General features: G+C 46.0%; 16 protein-coding genes. 6 read left to right on the top strand and 10 right to left on the bottom strand.

What is annotated here, in order from left to right; all coding sequences use genetic code 11:
* Window positions 1–10: 10 nt before the first annotated feature.
* From lepB to ACDQ55_RS10920, 3 genes are all read right to left on the bottom strand, one after another.
* The gene (gene lepB / locus ACDQ55_RS10930; protein WP_420981424.1) at window positions 11–1,210 is read right to left on the bottom strand and encodes a signal peptidase I; all 1,200 of its coding nucleotides are present in this window, start codon (window positions 1,208–1,210) and stop codon (window positions 11–13) included.
* Window positions 1,211–1,329: 119 nt separating this feature from the next.
* Complete coding sequence (locus tag ACDQ55_RS10925) at window positions 1,330–1,989, bottom strand: alpha/beta fold hydrolase (RefSeq protein ID WP_420981423.1); 660 nt, start codon at window positions 1,987–1,989, stop codon at window positions 1,330–1,332.
* An 11-nt stretch (window positions 1,990–2,000) separates the two neighbouring features.
* Window positions 2,001–3,185, bottom strand: a complete 1,185-nt coding sequence (locus ACDQ55_RS10920; protein WP_420981422.1) for a sigma-54-dependent transcriptional regulator — start codon at window positions 3,183–3,185, stop codon at window positions 2,001–2,003.
* A gap of 246 nt (window positions 3,186–3,431) precedes the next feature.
* On the opposite strand from ACDQ55_RS10920, the gene ACDQ55_RS10915 reads away from it, so the two are divergent.
* Window positions 3,432–4,244 (top strand): serine O-acetyltransferase, encoded by an 813-nt coding sequence (locus tag ACDQ55_RS10915; RefSeq protein WP_420981421.1) that lies wholly within the window; start codon window positions 3,432–3,434, stop codon window positions 4,242–4,244.
* Entirely contained in the window at window positions 4,245–5,138 is an 894-nt protein-coding gene (gene cysM, locus ACDQ55_RS10910) for a cysteine synthase CysM (RefSeq protein ID WP_420981639.1), read from the top strand.
* Between the two features lie 139 nt (window positions 5,139–5,277).
* Here the strand turns inward: cysM and ACDQ55_RS10905 are convergent, their stop codons facing one another.
* Entirely contained in the window at window positions 5,278–6,261 is a 984-nt protein-coding gene (locus ACDQ55_RS10905) for a pyruvate dehydrogenase complex E1 component subunit beta (RefSeq protein WP_420981420.1), read from the bottom strand.
* A gap of 201 nt (window positions 6,262–6,462) precedes the next feature.
* Here ACDQ55_RS10905 and ACDQ55_RS10900 point away from each other — a divergent pair, with 201 nt between their 5' ends.
* Complete coding sequence (locus tag ACDQ55_RS10900; protein ID WP_420981419.1) at window positions 6,463–7,077, top strand: hypothetical protein; 615 nt, start codon at window positions 6,463–6,465, stop codon at window positions 7,075–7,077.
* 47 nt (window positions 7,078–7,124) lie between these two features.
* Here the strand turns inward: ACDQ55_RS10900 and ACDQ55_RS10895 are convergent, their stop codons facing one another.
* Window positions 7,125–8,297: an acetyl-CoA C-acyltransferase gene (locus ACDQ55_RS10895; protein ID WP_420981418.1), complete on the bottom strand. Its 1,173-nt coding sequence runs from the start codon at window positions 8,295–8,297 to the stop codon at window positions 7,125–7,127.
* 170 nt (window positions 8,298–8,467) lie between these two features.
* On the opposite strand from ACDQ55_RS10895, the gene dnaG reads away from it, so the two are divergent.
* Entirely contained in the window at window positions 8,468–10,441 is a 1,974-nt protein-coding gene (gene dnaG / locus ACDQ55_RS10890) for a DNA primase (RefSeq protein ID WP_420981417.1), read from the top strand.
* Between the two features lie 6 nt (window positions 10,442–10,447).
* On the opposite strand, the gene ACDQ55_RS10885 is transcribed toward dnaG, so the two are convergent.
* The 3 genes from ACDQ55_RS10885 to ACDQ55_RS10875 all read right to left on the bottom strand — a co-directional run bounded on the left by ACDQ55_RS10885 (window position 10,448) and on the right by ACDQ55_RS10875 (window position 13,079).
* Window positions 10,448–10,942 (bottom strand): dihydrofolate reductase, encoded by a 495-nt coding sequence (locus ACDQ55_RS10885; RefSeq protein WP_420981416.1) that lies wholly within the window; start codon window positions 10,940–10,942, stop codon window positions 10,448–10,450.
* 11 nt (window positions 10,943–10,953) lie between these two features.
* Window positions 10,954–11,775, bottom strand: coding sequence for a thymidylate synthase (locus ACDQ55_RS10880; RefSeq protein ID WP_420981415.1), 822 nt, complete (start codon window positions 11,773–11,775; stop codon window positions 10,954–10,956).
* Between the two features lie 125 nt (window positions 11,776–11,900).
* Window positions 11,901–13,079, bottom strand: coding sequence for a proline dehydrogenase family protein (locus ACDQ55_RS10875; RefSeq protein WP_420981414.1), 1,179 nt, complete (start codon window positions 13,077–13,079; stop codon window positions 11,901–11,903).
* A 182-nt stretch (window positions 13,080–13,261) separates the two neighbouring features.
* On the opposite strand from ACDQ55_RS10875, the gene ACDQ55_RS10870 reads away from it, so the two are divergent.
* Window positions 13,262–14,032, top strand: coding sequence for a FecR family protein (locus ACDQ55_RS10870; protein ID WP_420981413.1), 771 nt, complete (start codon window positions 13,262–13,264; stop codon window positions 14,030–14,032).
* 85 nt (window positions 14,033–14,117) lie between these two features.
* Entirely contained in the window at window positions 14,118–14,966 is an 849-nt protein-coding gene (locus ACDQ55_RS10865) for a dienelactone hydrolase family protein (RefSeq protein WP_420981412.1), read from the top strand.
* Between the two features lie 101 nt (window positions 14,967–15,067).
* On the opposite strand, the gene ACDQ55_RS10860 is transcribed toward ACDQ55_RS10865, so the two are convergent.
* Both ACDQ55_RS10860 and ACDQ55_RS10855 read right to left on the bottom strand, forming a co-directional pair.
* The gene (locus tag ACDQ55_RS10860) at window positions 15,068–15,769 is read right to left on the bottom strand and encodes a LytR/AlgR family response regulator transcription factor (protein ID WP_420981411.1); all 702 of its coding nucleotides are present in this window, start codon (window positions 15,767–15,769) and stop codon (window positions 15,068–15,070) included.
* Between the two features lie 32 nt (window positions 15,770–15,801).
* Complete coding sequence (locus tag ACDQ55_RS10855) at window positions 15,802–16,983, bottom strand: DUF4407 domain-containing protein (RefSeq protein ID WP_420981410.1); 1,182 nt, start codon at window positions 16,981–16,983, stop codon at window positions 15,802–15,804.
* Window position 16,984 lies beyond the last annotated feature (1 nt).

The following is a 16,984-nucleotide window of genomic DNA, read 5'->3' as shown; positions in this document are numbered from 1 at the left end:
GGACAATTGTTTACTTGATATTTCTGAACAAACGGTTCCAACGGATACCGCCGCCATCACCATAGCTCATCCAAATCAACCAGGCCTTACCCACTACGTGATCTTCCGGAACAAAGCCCCAGAAACGGGAATCCAGGGAATTATTACGATTGTCCCCCATCATCCAGTAATAGTTCATCTTGAAAGTATAAGTATCGGCAAGCTGTCCGTTGATATAAAACTTACCCTCTCTCTTTTCCAGCTTATTGCCTTCATACACGCGGATCACGCGATCGTACAAAGCAATATTGCTTTCATCCAGCTTCACTGTAGCTCCTTTCTTAGGAATATAGAGCGGGCCAAAGTTTTCGTCTGTCCACTTGAAACGGATAGAATCATGAGGGAAGATATTATCGTAGTTGAAATCAGTGTAGTTAGACTCTTCATAAACAGTAACATTCTTTACGATAGGAAACTGTTTCAGGGCCAATACATTGGCCGGCGTAAGGTTGTAGAGGAACTTGTTGCTATCGATCTGATAGAAATCCGGTGCGGAAGTAGAAATACCTAATTCTTCCAGACGGCTGCTGTTGAGCTGATCACCGGTAGTTTCCACTACATATTTATGTTGACTGCCGGCTGGCACTGGCGCTGCCTGGCCATTTATATATACTGCCCCGTGGATGATCTTAATGGTATCTCCAGCCTGGGCCATGCAACGTTTAATATAATTTTCCCGTTTATCTACCGGGCGGGTAACAATCTGAAAAGAATTTTGGACAGTCTGCCAACCATTTGCCCTTACCATATTGTAATAACTTGGATCTGGCGAGTCGATGGCCACGGTATCTCCTTCGGGGAAGTTAAATACCACCACATCATATCGTTTAATATCGGAAAAACCGGGTAAACGCCTGTACTTCCATTTTACCGCTTCAGAATAAGCTTTGGTAGACTTGGTAAATGGCATGGTATGGTGCACGAAAGGCACTGCCAGGGGGGTCATAGGGATACGGGGGCCGTAACTGATTTTACTCACGAACAGAAAGTCGTTTACGAGTAAAGTCTTTTCCATGGAAGGAGTCGGGATCGTATAAGCCTCAAAGATAAAGGTGCGAATCAATGTAGCTGCTATAATTGCGAAAACAGCAGCATCCACCCATTCTCTCGCCTTAGATTTCTTTTTCTTTGGCTGACTGTCTTTGTTTTTTTTCCAAAATGCCAGGTTCATTCAGTTACGCTTATTAGATGCTTAAAAAGGCAAATATAATATTCTGTTGCTAGGGAGTAACAAATCTTCCAGAAAAGTTTTCTTAAAAAAGGTTAAAAGGAAAATTATTATCACTTCTATTAGCTAACAGCTGTTAGTGCTTCCTCCAGGATGCGGTTCACTTCTTCGGCACGATTCAGTACCATAAAGTGGCCGGCGTTGGGAATAAGATGGGTAGGGCGGAGATATTTAACAGGGAAAGGCCAGTCGTTAGCGCCATGGATATGTACCAATCCTTCCGGCACCTGTTCATTTTCCCAGTGCAGGATAGCATTTACTGCCCATCTGGTATAGGAATAATCCCGCTTCGCGAGATATTCATCTACCAGGGTTCTTTCTGCAGCCGATTCTATGTTCAGGAATTTTCTGACAATTGTGCTCCTGCGTTGGTACAGGAGTTGATCCGGCAGGTGATGAAGCCGTAAGCGCTTTACCCATTTGTAATAGGGAGGCTTTTCTGTTGTGTGCTTAATGCTCGATAGCAGGATGTTTTTGGCTACCGGAATATGTTTGGCGATTTCTATGCTCATGATACCGCCAAAAGATACGCCCAGCAATACCACAGGACCATCAGCCGCTATGCCTGCCGCCATGCGGGAAGCATAGTGACTGATGGTCTCATCCGGCAAAGGAGTGATCCATTGCAGGTAATGCACCTGGTAATCGGGAGGAAAGCGCAGGTTGTTGAAGATGCGCTCATCAGCTCCCAAACCGCTGATCAGATACAGATGTTTGGGCATATCTCAGATAATCAGGAATTAACTTTTTTCTTCTCGCGGTTAGGGATCACAAAATCATCCACATCTTCCGCAGTAATGGTTTTACCAGACAGGATAATCAGTCTTTCTACCACGTTCCGGAGCTCGCGGATATTACCGGTCCAGTTATGTTGCTGCAGGGCTTTCATCGCCTCTTTATCGATTGCCTTGCGGGAAATGCCATATTCATTACAAACGCTGTCCAGGAAGTTATCTACCAACAATGGCACATCTTCCCTACGATCGTTCAAGGAAGGCACATGTATCAGGATCACGCTCAGGCGATGGTACAGATCGAGGCGGAAATTCTTTTCTTCCACTTCTTGCAACAGGTCTTTATTGGTGGCTGCCACTACCCTTACGTCTACACTGATTTCCTTATCACCGCCTACGCGGGTAATTTTGCCTTCCTGTAAAGCACGCAATACTTTAGCCTGGGCGCTAAGGCTCATATCGCCTATTTCATCCAGGAAAAGGGTACCGCCGCTAGCCTGTTCAAATTTGCCGATACGTTGTTTTACAGCAGATGTAAAGGAGCCTTTCTCATGGCCAAAGAGTTCACTTTCTATCAGTTCACTGGGAATAGCGGCACAGTTTACTTCTACCATAGGGCCGGCGGCGCGGTTGCTGCGCTCGTGCAGCCAGCGGGCCACCAGTTCCTTACCCACACCATTTTCGCCGGTGATCAGTACCCTGGCATCGGTGGGGGCTACTTTTTCTATTGTTTCCTTGATTTTCAGGATAGGATGTGATTCCCCTATCATTTCCGGCACCTTGTTTACCTTACGGCGCAGGGTTTTGGTTTCTGTTACCAAGGTGGTTTTATCCATAGCATTACGCAAGGTAATGAGCAGGCGGTTCAGATCTGGCGGCTTGGAAATATAATCGTAGGCGCCTTTTTTTACTGCATCTACTGCCGTATCTATATTACCATGCCCAGACACCATAATGATGGGAACATCTGCGTTCACTTCCTTGGCTTTTTCCAGGAATTCCATCCCATCCATTTTTGGCATTTTAATGTCGCAAAGCACTGCAGCATATGATTTTGCCTGGAACATTTTAAATCCTTCCATTCCATCTGCCGCTTCATCTATCTTATACCCTTCATAGGTTAAAATCTCCGTAAGTGTTTTACGAATACTTTTTTCGTCGTCTATTATTAAAATGTTAGCCATATTCAGGTTTGGTTAGGTGTGAACAGCATTCCTGCCATTTTTGTAACGGGCAAAAATAAAGATTAATCCCTTAAAAAAGCAGGGAGCCCGGCATCATTTAACATGCCGGCAACAATTGGGAGGGCCCGTTTATTTTTCCTGCTCCGGCTTTGACTTGAAAATTAGCAATAGTCTACTAACTTTACAGAGAATTATACGTAAATTCAATACATATAAAAGTGTCAATACCTGTAATTGAATCCGCATATGAATGATTTTTTAGAAGCGTTGAAACGGCGGCATCAACAAGCTGCAGCGAATGCTTATCCAGCTACCGGTGCAGTGGATGAATTTGTCAGTAATCTGCTGAACTGGCTATTCCCTGAGCATACGGGTCAAGTGATCACTGATCCGGTTGCCTTGGAGCAATATGGTAGCCAGTTGCAAGATCAACTGCAACGATTGCTGCAATCTATGGCCAACCAACTGCCGGCAGATGCAGCCAGCCTGAGCAGCGCCTTTATGAACCAGACGCCGGTAATATATGATGAGCTGAACAAAGACGCCAGCGCGATCTTTCAAGGCGATCCGGCGGCGTCTTCTTTATATGAAGTGATACGTGCTTATCCAGGGTTTTATGCCATTGCTTTTTACCGCATTGCACACGCCCTCCATGAGCTATATATACCCGTATTACCGCGTATGATCACGGAATTATCGCATTCCCGTACCGGGATAGACATTCACCCAGGAGCCACAATTGCGCCCTGGTGTTGTATAGACCATGGCACCGGCGTAGTAATCGGAGAAACCACCATCATAGGCCCCCATGTAAAGATATACCAGGGCGTTACCCTGGGTGCGCTAAGCATAGAAAAAAGCATGGCACGCAGCAAACGTCATCCTACCATTGAAGAGCATGTGGTAATTTATGCCGGCGCTACCATCCTGGGCGGCGATACGGTGATTGGCCGCCATAGCGTTATTGGTGGCAATGTGTGGTTGATAAAAAGCGTAGCGCCTTTTTCCCGGATCTATTACAAAGCAGAACATAAATTTTCAGATACCAACCAAGACTAAATCAACATCTCCATGGCTTCCATCGTAGACCTAATCGGCAACACGCCGATGGTAGAGCTAACAAAGATCTCCGAAAACCCGGACGTAAAAATATTCGCCAAACTTGAGGGCAACAACCCCGCCGGCAGTGTAAAAGACCGGGCGGCCTATGGCATGATCAAAGGGGCGCTAGACCGGGGCGACATACAGCCCGGCATAAAACTAATAGAAGCTACCAGCGGCAATACCGGTATTGCACTGGCCATGATTGCCTGTTTATTTGGATTGGAAATAGAACTGGTAATGCCGGCAGATGCTACGCGGGAAAGGGTACTGACCATGGAAGTATATGGCGCTACAGTAACGCTCACCCCCAAAGAGCTCTCAATGGAAGGCGCCATTGATTATGCTAACGATAAAGTGGCTAAAGGCGGCTATTATATGCTGAACCAGTTCGCCAATCCAGACAACTATGGCATGCACTATAAAACCACTGGCCCGGAAATATGGCGGGATACCGCCGGACAGATCACCCATTTTGTGAGCGCCATGGGCACCACCGGCACCATTATGGGCGTATCACGTTACTTAAAAGAACAAAATCCCAATGTACAAATCGTTGGCTGCCAGCCCACAGAGGGGTCTAAAATACCAGGTATCCGTAAATGGCCGGAAGCCTATCTCCCAAAAATATTTGAAAGGCCACGGGTAGACCACATTATGGACATCTCTGAAGCAGAAGCCCGCATAATGACCAAGCGCCTGGCCAGAGAAGAAGCTGTTTTTTGCGGGATGAGCAGTGGTGGCGCCGTATCTGCAGCAGTCCGGCTTTCACGGGAACTGAGTAGCGGCATTATTGTCAGCATTATCTGCGACCGCGGCGACAGGTACTTATCGAGCGACTTATTTTCCTAGCTGCCAGGGGCGCTAATGAACGCAGTTTTAGCTGCTATTAGTAGCTATCAGCCAATAACATAAAAAGAAAGGATCGAAGATTGATTTCATCTCCGATCCTTTCTTTTTATATTTTGGTAGATGGCCAGTGGCCGGTCCACTATTTTTTCATGTACATCACTTCTTTCACCAGTTTCACGGTGCGCTCAATATCTGGCAGGTATAATTTTACCAGGTTAGGTGCATAGTGCATAGGTGCATCCACAGCAGTGATACGGCGGATAGGCGCATCCAGGTAGTCGAAACCTTCTTTTTGGATACGGTAAGAGATTTCAGAAGAAATACTGGCGAATGGCCATTGTTCTTCTACGATTACCAGGCGGTTGGTTTTCTTTACTGATTCCAGGATAGTAAACCAATCCAGCGGACGGATGGTACGGAGATCGATCACTTCCGCTTCGATACCTTCTTTTGCCAGTTCTTCAGCGGCACCCAGCGCTACTTTCATCATTTTGTTGAAAGAAACGATGGTAACATCTTTACCCGGACGTTTGATATCTGCTTTACCAATTGGAATGATGTATTCTTCTTCAGGTACTTCACCCATATCACCATACATCACCTCACTTTCCATGAAAACCACCGGATCATCATCGCGGATAGCCGCTTTGAGCAAACCTTTGGCGTCGTAAGGATTGGAAACGGATACCACCTTCAAGCCTGGAATGTTGGCATAGTAGCTTTCGAAAGCAGTAGAGTGCTGTGCACCCAACTGACCAGCAGAACCGTTAGGTCCGCGGAAAACGATCGGACAACCGATCTGTCCACCACTCATTGCCAGCATTTTAGAAGCGGTATTGAGCATCTGATCCAGCGCCAGTACTGCGAAGTTCCAAGTCATAAATTCTACTACCGGACGCAGGCCGTTCTGGGCAGCACCTACTCCAATGGCAGCAAATCCAAGCTCCGCAATCGGCGTATCAATTACGCGTTTTGGACCAAACTCATCCAGCATTCCCTGGCTCACTTTATAAGCACCATTATATTCGGCTACTTCCTCCCCCATAAGGAATACCCGTTCATCACGGCGAAATTCCTCCTGCAGGGCTTCTCTTAAGGCTTGTCTGAAAGCTATCTGACGCATGCTATTCTTAATTGAAAGTTTAAATACCTTATTGAAAGGCAGAGCAAAAATATTGTTTTGTTAGCGAAAAAGCAAAGTTAACCCTTGATTAATAATTATTGCCATTTCATACCAGGCTTGTTTGTTATTAATTAAAACAAATACATATATTTATATTTTATTCTTTATTACAACCTGCCAACAACTTATTATCCGGTACCAATGATCACCATTACTATTCTGAGCCTGTGCTTTTTAGCAGCCCTTTCCTGTAAGATCAAAAAGGTAAAAGCGCCGGAGCTACAATTGCTCCTGTGGTACATCCATCTTATTTTTGGCGGCTTATCGCTGTTGTGCCTGTTTCTGATGCTCAACAACTACGGCTTTAAAGGCACCCAAACAGAACGGGTATTTTTTACCCTGTACACCGGCAGCGGCATGTTGCTGTATGGTTTGGCGAAACCCGACACCGACGCCCGGTATGCCTACCTGCTTTGCCTGTTTGGATTTCCCTTTATGTTACTATTAGGCATCCTTCTGCCTCCCCTCAGAACCCTTAGCCTGGTAGTAGCCATCACCCTCCTATCCGACAGCGATTTTCACCGGTATGAAATAGATAACGACTATGCCTTACAAACTAAAACTACCGGGATATTATCTGCCTACCCGGTGTATAGTTTGGTAGAAGATAAATATATGTTTTTTGAGAAGCTGACAACTGATGTGGTAAGCCCGCATGCTGCGCCGCGTTTTGTAAAGATGGCCAAAAAAGGAGAAGACAGTGTGAGGATACAGGTAAACAACAATGTAGACACCGTAGTGGCCTTACAGCAATAAAAAAGAGGCCGTCTCAAAAGGATGAGACAGCCTCTTTTCCGTATTTTTTATACTCTTTCGATGATCAAGGCACTGGCGCCGCCGCCGCCATTGCAAATACCTGCCACGCCATAGCGGGCTTGTTGCTGATGCAGGATGGCATTCAGGGTTACCACAATGCGAGCGCCGCTGCAACCAATAGGATGCCCCATGGCTACGGCACCTCCCCAAATATTCACTTTGTCCAGCGACAGCCCAAGGTCCCGGGCGTTAGCAATAGGCACACAGGAAAATGCTTCATTTATTTCTGCATAGTCCATATCGCCAATCTGCAAACCGGCTTTGGCCAGAGCTTTATTAATCGCTTTTACCGGGGTGGTGGTAAACCATTCCGGTGCCTGGGAAGCATCTGCGAAGCTGATGATCTTAGCCAACGGCTTCAGTCCCAGTTCCTTCAACTTTTCCCCGCTTACCAATACTACCGCTGCCGCGCCATCATTGATGTTGGAGGCATTGGCAGCAGTGATAGTGCCATCTTTCTGGAAGCTTGGTTTCAAAGAAGATACTTTCTCGAAGATTACTTTTTTGTAGTCTTCATCTTCCGCAATGGTGACCACTTGCTTACCTGGTATCTGTACAGGCACCACTTCCGCGTTGTAATATCCGCTCTCCCAAGCAGCGGCTGCCTTTTTATAACTTCCAATAGCGTAGGCATCTTGCTCTTCCCGGGTAATATGATATTCGGTAGCGCACAGTTCGGCCGCATTGCCCATGTGGAAATCCTTGTAGGGGTCCCAGAGGCCATCGCGGATAATACCATCTATCACGGTGCTATTCCCCATTTTATATCCCCGGCGGGCTTTATCCAAATAGTAAGGGGTAGCGCTCATATTTTCCATACCGCCAGCCACTACTACATCATTATCTCCTAACAAAATGCTTTGGGCCCCCAGCATAATCGCTTTCATGCCGGAAGCACACACTTTGTTAATCGTGGTACAGGGCACATTATTGGGCACACCTGCGCCTAAACTGGCCTGATTGGCCGGCGCCTGGCCCAGATTGGCACTGAGCACATTACCCATATATACTTCATTCACATCCGAAGCTGCAATACCAGCCCTTTCCAATACAGCCTTTATAACGGTGGAACCCAGCTCTGTAGCCGGAATACCAGATAACCCACCACTGAACGACCCAATGGGCGTGCGGGCAGTAGCTACTATAAATACTTCTTTCATCTGATAAATAAGATTGTTTGGCGAATTTATAATCTCCAAATATAAGAAAAAGAGAGGGTAAACGGTAATCCTCCTTCTTCATCAAATTAAATATTATCTAAATATAACTAAAAAGCGTCACTTCCCGCCTCGGAGATTTACTGTATGTTTGCAGTTGTATTACTTACACCGTGATTTCTCAAAACTCCATACAACAGATCCTGAGCCGCATTGATATTGTGGAAATAGTGGGTTCGTTCGTGAAATTGAAAAAAAGAGGCGCCAACTACCTTGGCTTATGCCCATTTCATAACGAAAAGAGCCCATCATTCACCGTATCTCCCGGCAAAGAAATCTATAAATGCTTTGGTTGCGGCGCCAGCGGCAACACGATCAGCTTTATCATGGAGCATGAGAAATATTCTTATGTAGAAGCCCTCCGGTGGTTAGCGCAACACTACCAGATAGAACTGGAAGAAACCGAAGTAAGCCCGGAAGTTAAACAGCATCAGCAACTGGCCGATAGCTTGTATATCATTAACAACTATGCCCGGGAATACTTTACAGACGCGTTGTTTAACAAGGAAGAAGGACAAAACGTAGGGCTAAGTTATTTTGAAGAACGCGGCTTTACTGCGGAAACCATCAAAAAGTTTCAGCTGGGTTATTGCCTCAACGCTTTCGACGCTTTTGCCAAATCTGCGCTGGATAAGGGATATAACCTGGAATACCTCCAGAAAACAGGACTGGTCGCCATCCGTAACGACCAACCGGCAGACAACTACCGTGGGCGCGTTATCTTCCCGATACATAACCAATCCGGTAAAATACTGGGGTTCGGAGCGCGTATCCTGGTAAAATCTGACCGGGCGCCTAAATACATCAACTCTCCGGAAAACGAGATCTATGTAAAAAGCCGGGTATTATACGGCACCTACTTCGCCAGGCATGCCATCGACAAACTTAATGAGTGCCTGCTCGTAGAAGGTTATACCGACGTAATATCCCTGCACCAGGCAGGCGTGGAAAACGTAGTGGCGTCCAGCGGCACTTCCCTCACCCAAGACCAGCTTCGGCTGATTAAGAAATACACCAACAACCTCACCATACTGTACGACGGCGACAGCGCAGGTGTAAAAGCAGCTCTACGCGGCCTGGACATGGCCATTGAAGAGGGACTCAATGTGAAACTGGTATTGCTGCCAGACAAAGAAGACCCGGACAGCTATGTACAAAAAATTGGCGCTGCCGCCTTCCGGGAGTTCATCCAGGAACATAAACAGGACTTTGTACTGTTTAAGCTGCAACTCAGTATGCAGGAAGCCGGCAACGACAGCAGCAAAAAGTCGCAGCTGGTAAATGAAATCGCGGAAACCATTTCCAAAATTGATAAGGCGGAAGATTTTACCCGGCAACAGGATTACATACGGCAATGCAGCCAGCTACTCCACATCGACGAACAGGGGCTGATCCAACTGGTTAATAAATTTATCCGGGACAGGCTGGTTAAAAGAGAACAGGCCAATATCCGCCAGCAAGCGCCCGGGGGTGAACAGCTTAGCGAAGAAGCGGTAGCCGCTATGGAAGCGGCAGGAACCGGTATCTCTGTAGACTCCCTAATCAGCCGGCATGAAAAACAGGAAAAGGAACTGGTAAAAATACTATTGCGTTTTGGCGATAAAATTTTCAATGAGGAAGATAACAGCACGGTAGCAGATTATATTTTCCATCTTCCGTATGATTTTGAAGCACTGGCGGAAAGTGAGCTGGTAAAGAGAATATTACGGGAATACAAAGCTATTTACGATACCGGCAGTCTGCAGGATAAAAGGTGGTTCCTTTATCATGAAGACCAGCAATTCTCCAGAGAGATCGCCGAGATCCTGTCGGACCGTGAAGCAGAATTAAGCATCAACTGGAAAGAACGCTTCGAAATAGACACCGTATATGGCGACCAGGCGTACCTGAAAGATACCATCTCCACCACCAACTATCTCATCCTGAGAAAAGTAAAAAAGATGCTGCATGAAAACCAGGAAGAAGTAGCCCGGGCTTATAAGCAGAACGACTACGAAGAATGTCTGCGTTGCATCGCCCTGCAGCAACATTTGAATCAGCTGGAAAGAGAATTGACCAACGGTATGGGCACCGTTGTCTTTAAATAACTCCCCTTATACTACCTTCTCCCATATCTGGAAAGAGAAAGCATATTCGTTTTTTTCGTCTGCTTCGTGACGGTCGTCGCTGATCAGTTCAAATTCTCCGCCATCAAGTTGAGGAAAAAAGGCGTCGCCATGCACTACAGCATATACGCGGGTAAGATAGATGCGCTCTATTAACGGCCATGCTTCATCGAAGATCTGCGCGCCGCCGGTAATAAACAATTCATCACCGCCAAAGTTACGTGCTTTATCAAGAGCTTCCTGGAGAGACCCTACTATGTATACATTTTCCGGATGATAATCCTTCCGGCGGGTGATCACGATATTAGGCCTGCCCGGCAAAGCCTTACGTAAAGAATCAAAGGTTTTACGTCCCATAATAATGGGCTTACCCATTGTCATGTCTTTAAAATACTTCAAGTCTGTAGGCAATTTCCAGGGTAACATGTTATTGATGCCAATTACATTGTTATCTGAAGCTGCCACGATGATGGATATACGCATAAGCAGGGGGGTTATATAGCTACCGGCGCTTTAATAGCCGGATGAAACTGATAATTTACCAGTTCAAAATCTTCGTACTTAAAGGAAAAAATATCTTTTACTTCCGGATTGATCTTCATTACCGGCAACGGGAAAGGCGTTCTGCTCAGTTGCAGCTGTGCCTGCTCCATGTGGTTGCTATACAGATGAACATCTCCAAAAGTATGGATAAAGTCTCCCGCTTCCAGGTTGCATACCTGTGCCATCATCATGGTTAACAGTGCATAGGAAGCGATATTGAAAGGCACGCCCAGGAATACGTCTGCGCTACGCTGGTATAACTGGCAGCTGAGTTTTCCGCGGGTTTCTCCTTTTGCCGGATCTGCCGGGGTAACATAAAACTGGAACAGGCAATGACAGGGGCTTAAGGCCATTTCAGACAACTCGCCTACATTCCAGGCGTTCACAATAATACGGCGTGAATCCGGATTGTTCTTAATAGTATTTACCGCCTCTGTTATCTGGTCGATCACCTTGCCGTTACGGGCTTCCCAACTACGCCATTGCTTACCATACACCGGACCGAGGTCGCCATTCTTATCAGCCCACTCATCCCAGATACTCACGCCATGTTCTTTCAGCCAGTGGGTATTGGTATCCCCCTTTAGAAACCACAACAGTTCGTAAATAATGGATTTAAGGTGCAGTTTTTTGGTAGTTACCACAGGGAAACCCTCCTGCAGATTAACACGCATTTGGTAGCCGAAACAACTGGTAGTACCGGTACCGGTACGATCTGTTTTAACGACGCCTTCTTTGATGATATGTTGTAATAAGGATAAGTACTGGTCCATAAGACTGCAATTTACAAAGTTTTGCTATACAGTATAACCGATGGGAAAAACCTGCCTCCATAAAAAATGGCTGTATCGCATACTGATACAGCCATTTTTATCTGAAAAATTAATAGCAAAGCTTATTATAAAGTTCTCCGCTTCATTTCCTTGCGGATCAGTGCGAGTTCCCGTCCCATTTGTCCTGCTATGGAAGTATTTTCCTGGGCTCTGCGGATCAGGTAAGGCATTACTTCTTTCACCGGACCGTAAGGCAGGTATTTCGTAACATTATAACCGGCATGTGCCAGGTTGAAAGTAATGTTATCGCTCATACCCAACAACTGGGAAAAATTCACATGCGAGTGATTATGTGGAATCCCTTTTTCATGCAATAAGCGGGCAGCTAACATGCAACTATTTTCGTTGTGCGTGCCAATAAACATGGCTAGTTTATCGAGGTTATCGATACAGAATTTCACGGCAGCATCATAGTCTCTGTCGGTCGCTTCCTTGCTTGGCTGGATCGGCGTAGGATAATTATTTTCTGCTGCGCGTTTGTTTTCTTTCTCCATATAAGCGCCCCGTACCAATTTGGCTCCCAACAGGTAGCCTCCTTTTACCGCCTGTTGCAGGGATGCCTGCAGGAAAGGGTAACGGTCGTGGCAATACATCTGGAAAGTATTAAAAACAATAATTTTCCCTTTATTGAATAAAGACATCATCTCATCAGCGAGACTGTCTACCGGGCCTTGGATCCAGGATTCTTCCGCATCTATGAGGATGCTTACGTTATGCCGGGCGCCGGCTTCTGTAATAGCGTAAACCCGGTTACGCACGCGGTCATATTCTTCCTGTTCCGCTGTGGATAAAGTTTCCTGGCGGTGTACTTTTTCCAGCAAGGCGAATCGGGCAAATCCGGTAATTTTAATGGCTATAAACGGAATGTCAGGGCGGGTGGCGGCATATTGTATAGCGCGGATAAATTCAGGAACGGCAGCATCGTAGCTCTCCTCTCCTTCCATTGCTTCTACACCATAGTCTAATACAGCCCCTACATGGTAATTGCCCAATTGGATAGCGGTAGCAGCGGCTTCTTCCAATGTTTCCCCCCCACAGAATTGCGAAAAGATGGTGCTTTTAATGATGCCTTTAATAGGCAGGCTCAATTTAAAAGCGATGGGAGTCATCACGGCGCCAAATTTTACTAACCATGGCTTACCGATGTTACTGAAGAGAAAATTGGCTTTTCTAAGTGCCTTGTCGGTCTTTGCCTCAAATGCAATTGCCGTATTATCAAATGATAGAGATAGCTGCTTTTCCATGGGCCGCAAAGTTAGGGTGGTTACGGCTTTTAAACAAAAATCATTATAATATCAGCATATCTTTTTAAGAGTATTAACAGATATTGTCTATTGCTTTTCAGAAATTGTTTATGCTTACCATTCTGGCTTTGTTTAATTTATTACTTTTAGGCCTTTTCTATTACATACAAAATTCCCGGAATATGCGATTTAAAACTGATGCTATCTTTCTATTCGCTTTACTGTTTGGAGAAATAGCATTCAACGGATGTAACACAAATCCAATCCCCCAAGCAGTTTCTTCCTTAAAAGTACCGGGTATAAAATACACCAGCTATACCGGCACTGTGGGCAGCAGAACAGCTGTTACCTTACCAGACAGCTCCCATATTATCCTCAACTCTACCTCCATGCTGGAAGTACCTGAAAATTACCTCCAGGGCAACCGGGCAGTGATACTGGATGGGGAAGCTTTTTTTTCCGTTACACCGGCTACAGATACCTTTACCGTTACCACCGATAAACTAAAAGCAACTGTGCTGGGCACCAGTTTCAGAATGCGCTCTTTTGCCAATCAGCATGGCGCCACCGTTTACCTCCTGCAAGGTAAGATGCAGGTCAGCAAATCCTATTATTCTGCCACAGATAATGCACCTGAAATACTGGAACGGGGACAAATGATCCTTGCCAATAATGAAATAGACCTGATGGAAAAAGAAACCTACCAGCCGGGAGAGTTGGAAACCTGGCTATCGGACACTTTGCGCATTCAAGAGGCTGCTCCTGTAGCCCTACCGCGTATACTGGAAGATTGGTTCGGCGTAGAAATTGAAATGCAAGGCGATGCCGCTAAAGCTCCGCCGGTATCTGCTACTTTTTACCATGCCAGCCTGAGCGAAGTATTGCAACGTTTGAGCCAGTACCAGCATTTTAAATATAAAATGAGTGATAACAAAGCGGTGATCAAATTTTAGTATATACGTTAACGTTAGCTAATATAACACCTCTTCAAACTTCTTCAAAGAAATTCGTAACTTCTCTGCACCAAAAATACCTATTATGAAAAGAGTGACTTTCATGACCCTATTAGTATCCATGGCTGTGCGTGCTTCTTCACAAACGGCTCCTTGCTGCCATTCTGCAGATGCAGTCAGTGATTTTGCTGCGCTGGGAGGCCGGGAAGATTTCCGGGCAGCGCATGAAAATCCGCTACCTTATCATTACCAGGGAACTGCTGGCACAGCCGTTACTTTTGACGCACCAGACGGAACACCCGCGCACGGCTTTCTGTTTAAAGCAAAAGAGGCCAGCAATAAGTATCTGCTGGTATACCAGGAATGGTATGGGTTAAACGACTATATCAAAAAAGAATCTGAAAAACTGTACAATGATCTGCAAGGTAAAGTGAATGTACTGGCTGTAGACATGTACGACCAGAAGGTGGCCAACAACCGGGAAGAAGCAGCCAAGTTTATGCAACAGGCATCCCGTGAGCGGCTGCAGGCTATTACGCAAGGCGCCATTAAATACGTAGGCGCGTCTGCCCAGATTGCCTCCTTAGGCTGGTGCTTCGGCGGCGGCCTGGCCCTGCAATCAGGCTTGCTGGCAGGCCCACAAAACGTAGGCGTAGTGATGTACTATGGTATGCCCGAAAAAGATGTAGAGAAGTTAAAAAGCCTGCATGGTCCTGTGTTGGGTATTTTCGCTAACAAAGACAAAGGCATTACGCCACAAATAGTGGAGGAGTTTGAAAAAAATATGAAAGCAGCAGGTAAAACGTTAACGGTTAAACGCTATGACGCAGAACACGCATTTGCCAATCCAAGTAATCCCATCTACAACAGCGAAGCAGCGGCAGACGCCTATAAACATACATTGGCTTTCCTAAAGCGGATCTTTAAGGTGTAACAAAATGCTGTTACGCCTTTGCCAGGAAGTGCAACATACCTTCCAGCACAGCCTTGTGACGCATAATCCGGAAATGTCCTTCTCTATATCATAGATAGACATTATAAATCCAGCAACCGCTCTACTGCCGCAGCATACGCGGCTCCTATGGGAATGGGAATATTTTTAATGTACAGGGAGCTCCGGTCGGCCCGTTCTATTTTATTATTGGCTACAATGTAAGAGCGATGCACACGGGTAAAAGAAGCAGCGGGCAACAGCTCTACCGCTTCCTGCATAGAAAGGCGGGACATCAATTTCCGGTCGTTTAGGATGAAATTCACATAGTTTCCGGCACTTTCCAGATAAAGAATATCATCGAGCATGATACGGAATTGCTCATAGCCGCTTTTTACGAATATATAATCCGGCTCCTTATTCACCGCCCCAACGTGCTGTTGTTTCAACTGCAACAGGCTATGCGCTTTATTGCAGGCTTTCATGAAGCGGATAAGGGAAAATGGTTTTAGTAGATAATCAATAGCATCCAGCTCAAAACTTTTCACCGCATGTTCCGAATAAGCGGTAGTAAAAACCGTCATTGGAGGTTGAGCAAGACTGGACAAAAAATCGAGCCCGGAGATATCCGGCATTTTTATATCCAGAAAAAGCAGGTCTATTTTTTCCTTACTTAAAAAATCGATGGCATCGAAAGCATTGGTAAAGAAGCCTTTCATTTCAAGAAAAGGCACCATGGCGGCATGGTTTTTAATAACAGCCAGTGCAACCGGTTCATCATCTATAGCAATTGCTGTTAGCTTCATATGGTTTTATTTACCTGTAGCAGGTTAGAGATTTACAATATTTTGCCTAGCAACAACCTTTTAACCTGTTGCCAGAGATCCTGGTATTGGCCATTTTCGCGTTGTCGCCATTCTTTTACCATGGCAGCAGCCTGTTCCCTGCGTATATCCTGGGTAGCATTAAACACGTGGTCCACCATCTCTTTGTCGGCCGCCATGGCTGCCTCCTGATAATGTTGTAATAATTCCTTTTCGGCGCCGGTTGCCAATTGTGCAGCAGTGATACCGCGGGCAGTAGCGGCCACCAGCTTTTCTTCATACTCTCCTTTCGGCATTAATATCTTACTCAGCAAAGGCATTACTTCGATCAATGTGATAATAAATACGATCAACCGGTAACGCTGTTTCACCGGCGGGTGTTGCTCTGTGAGCTCTTGCAGTGCTTCTACCTGGGCCAGAAAACCGTTGGTAAGCGTGCCCAGATAAATAGTTTCCTTTACACTGTCTGTACTATGCATATGTGCCAGCTGCGCTTCCAGTTGATGCTGGCGGGGCTCCCAACTGTGTTGCAAAACCTCCAGCTCCTCCTCCGATTTGAGGTATGCCATTTTTTTTACCCGGGCAATATCCGACTCTCCTATCCTGCCTGACCCGCCGGTACCATCCGTTTCATGAATATAGGCATCCCGGTAAGCTTTTGTTTCTGCCGTTTTTTGGGTTAACTGCACCTTCCCTTCATCCATAGCCTGCTGCACGGTAGCCATTTGCCCCGCATTAAGCTTTACCAGCTGCTCCCGGTAAGCGTCAAGCTTTGTTTGCTTGCTGAGTTCTAACTGGGCATTAATGTCTTTTTTAAACAGCATCAGTACAATGGGCTGGGAAATAAACAACCCAATGGTAAGCGCCAGCAACAACCGGAAAATGAGCGGCATAATTTTCACCCCGCCATTGGTCCTAGACATCGCGGCAATCAAGGTACGGTCTATAGACAGGATCGCGAAGCCAAAGAACAGCGCTAAACCGGCTACTGCCATATCATCATTCACAATAGTGGAAAAAAAATATCCCCAGGCCAACGTGGCAAACATCCAGGTCACCATCACGGAGATACCCACAATACGGTAACGTTCTTTTTCCGTACTGCATTCTTTCAATACTTCTACATCCGCTGCGGCCAGCCACCATAAAAAGCGGGTCATGCCATCGGGAGCGGTTGCAGCTTCTTCTCTCTTCATT

The sequence above is a fragment of the Chitinophaga sp. 30R24 genome, assembly GCF_049056765.1.
Classification (GTDB): domain Bacteria; phylum Bacteroidota; class Bacteroidia; order Chitinophagales; family Chitinophagaceae; genus Chitinophaga.
This window is presented reverse-complemented; position numbering and strand designations above follow the sequence as displayed.

What these genes read in the sequence shown, in the direction of transcription:
- lepB (WP_420981424.1), bottom strand. Translation starts at nt 1,210, where the DNA reads ATGAACCTGGCATTTTGGAAAAAAAACAAAGACAGTCAGCCAAAGAAA.
- ACDQ55_RS10870 (WP_420981413.1), top strand. Translation starts at nt 13,262, where the DNA reads ATGCGATTTAAAACTGATGCTATCTTTCTATTCGCTTTACTGTTTGGA.
- ACDQ55_RS10895 (WP_420981418.1), bottom strand. Translation starts at nt 8,297, where the DNA reads ATGAAAGAAGTATTTATAGTAGCTACTGCCCGCACGCCCATTGGGTCG.
- ACDQ55_RS10855 (WP_420981410.1), bottom strand. Translation starts at nt 16,983, where the DNA reads ATGAAGAGAGAAGAAGCTGCAACCGCTCCCGATGGCATGACCCGCTTT.
- ACDQ55_RS10905 (WP_420981420.1), bottom strand. Translation starts at nt 6,261, where the DNA reads ATGCGTCAGATAGCTTTCAGACAAGCCTTAAGAGAAGCCCTGCAGGAG.
- ACDQ55_RS10880 (WP_420981415.1), bottom strand. Translation starts at nt 11,775, where the DNA reads ATGGACCAGTACTTATCCTTATTACAACATATCATCAAAGAAGGCGTC.
- ACDQ55_RS10920 (WP_420981422.1), bottom strand. Translation starts at nt 3,185, where the DNA reads ATGGCTAACATTTTAATAATAGACGACGAAAAAAGTATTCGTAAAACA.
- ACDQ55_RS10900 (WP_420981419.1), top strand. Translation starts at nt 6,463, where the DNA reads ATGATCACCATTACTATTCTGAGCCTGTGCTTTTTAGCAGCCCTTTCC.
- ACDQ55_RS10860 (WP_420981411.1), bottom strand. Translation starts at nt 15,769, where the DNA reads ATGAAGCTAACAGCAATTGCTATAGATGATGAACCGGTTGCACTGGCT.
- ACDQ55_RS10925 (WP_420981423.1), bottom strand. Translation starts at nt 1,989, where the DNA reads ATGCCCAAACATCTGTATCTGATCAGCGGTTTGGGAGCTGATGAGCGC.
- ACDQ55_RS10885 (WP_420981416.1), bottom strand. Translation starts at nt 10,942, where the DNA reads ATGCGTATATCCATCATCGTGGCAGCTTCAGATAACAATGTAATTGGC.
- ACDQ55_RS10875 (WP_420981414.1), bottom strand. Translation starts at nt 13,079, where the DNA reads ATGGAAAAGCAGCTATCTCTATCATTTGATAATACGGCAATTGCATTT.
- ACDQ55_RS10865 (WP_420981412.1), top strand. Translation starts at nt 14,118, where the DNA reads ATGAAAAGAGTGACTTTCATGACCCTATTAGTATCCATGGCTGTGCGT.
- ACDQ55_RS10915 (WP_420981421.1), top strand. Translation starts at nt 3,432, where the DNA reads ATGAATGATTTTTTAGAAGCGTTGAAACGGCGGCATCAACAAGCTGCA.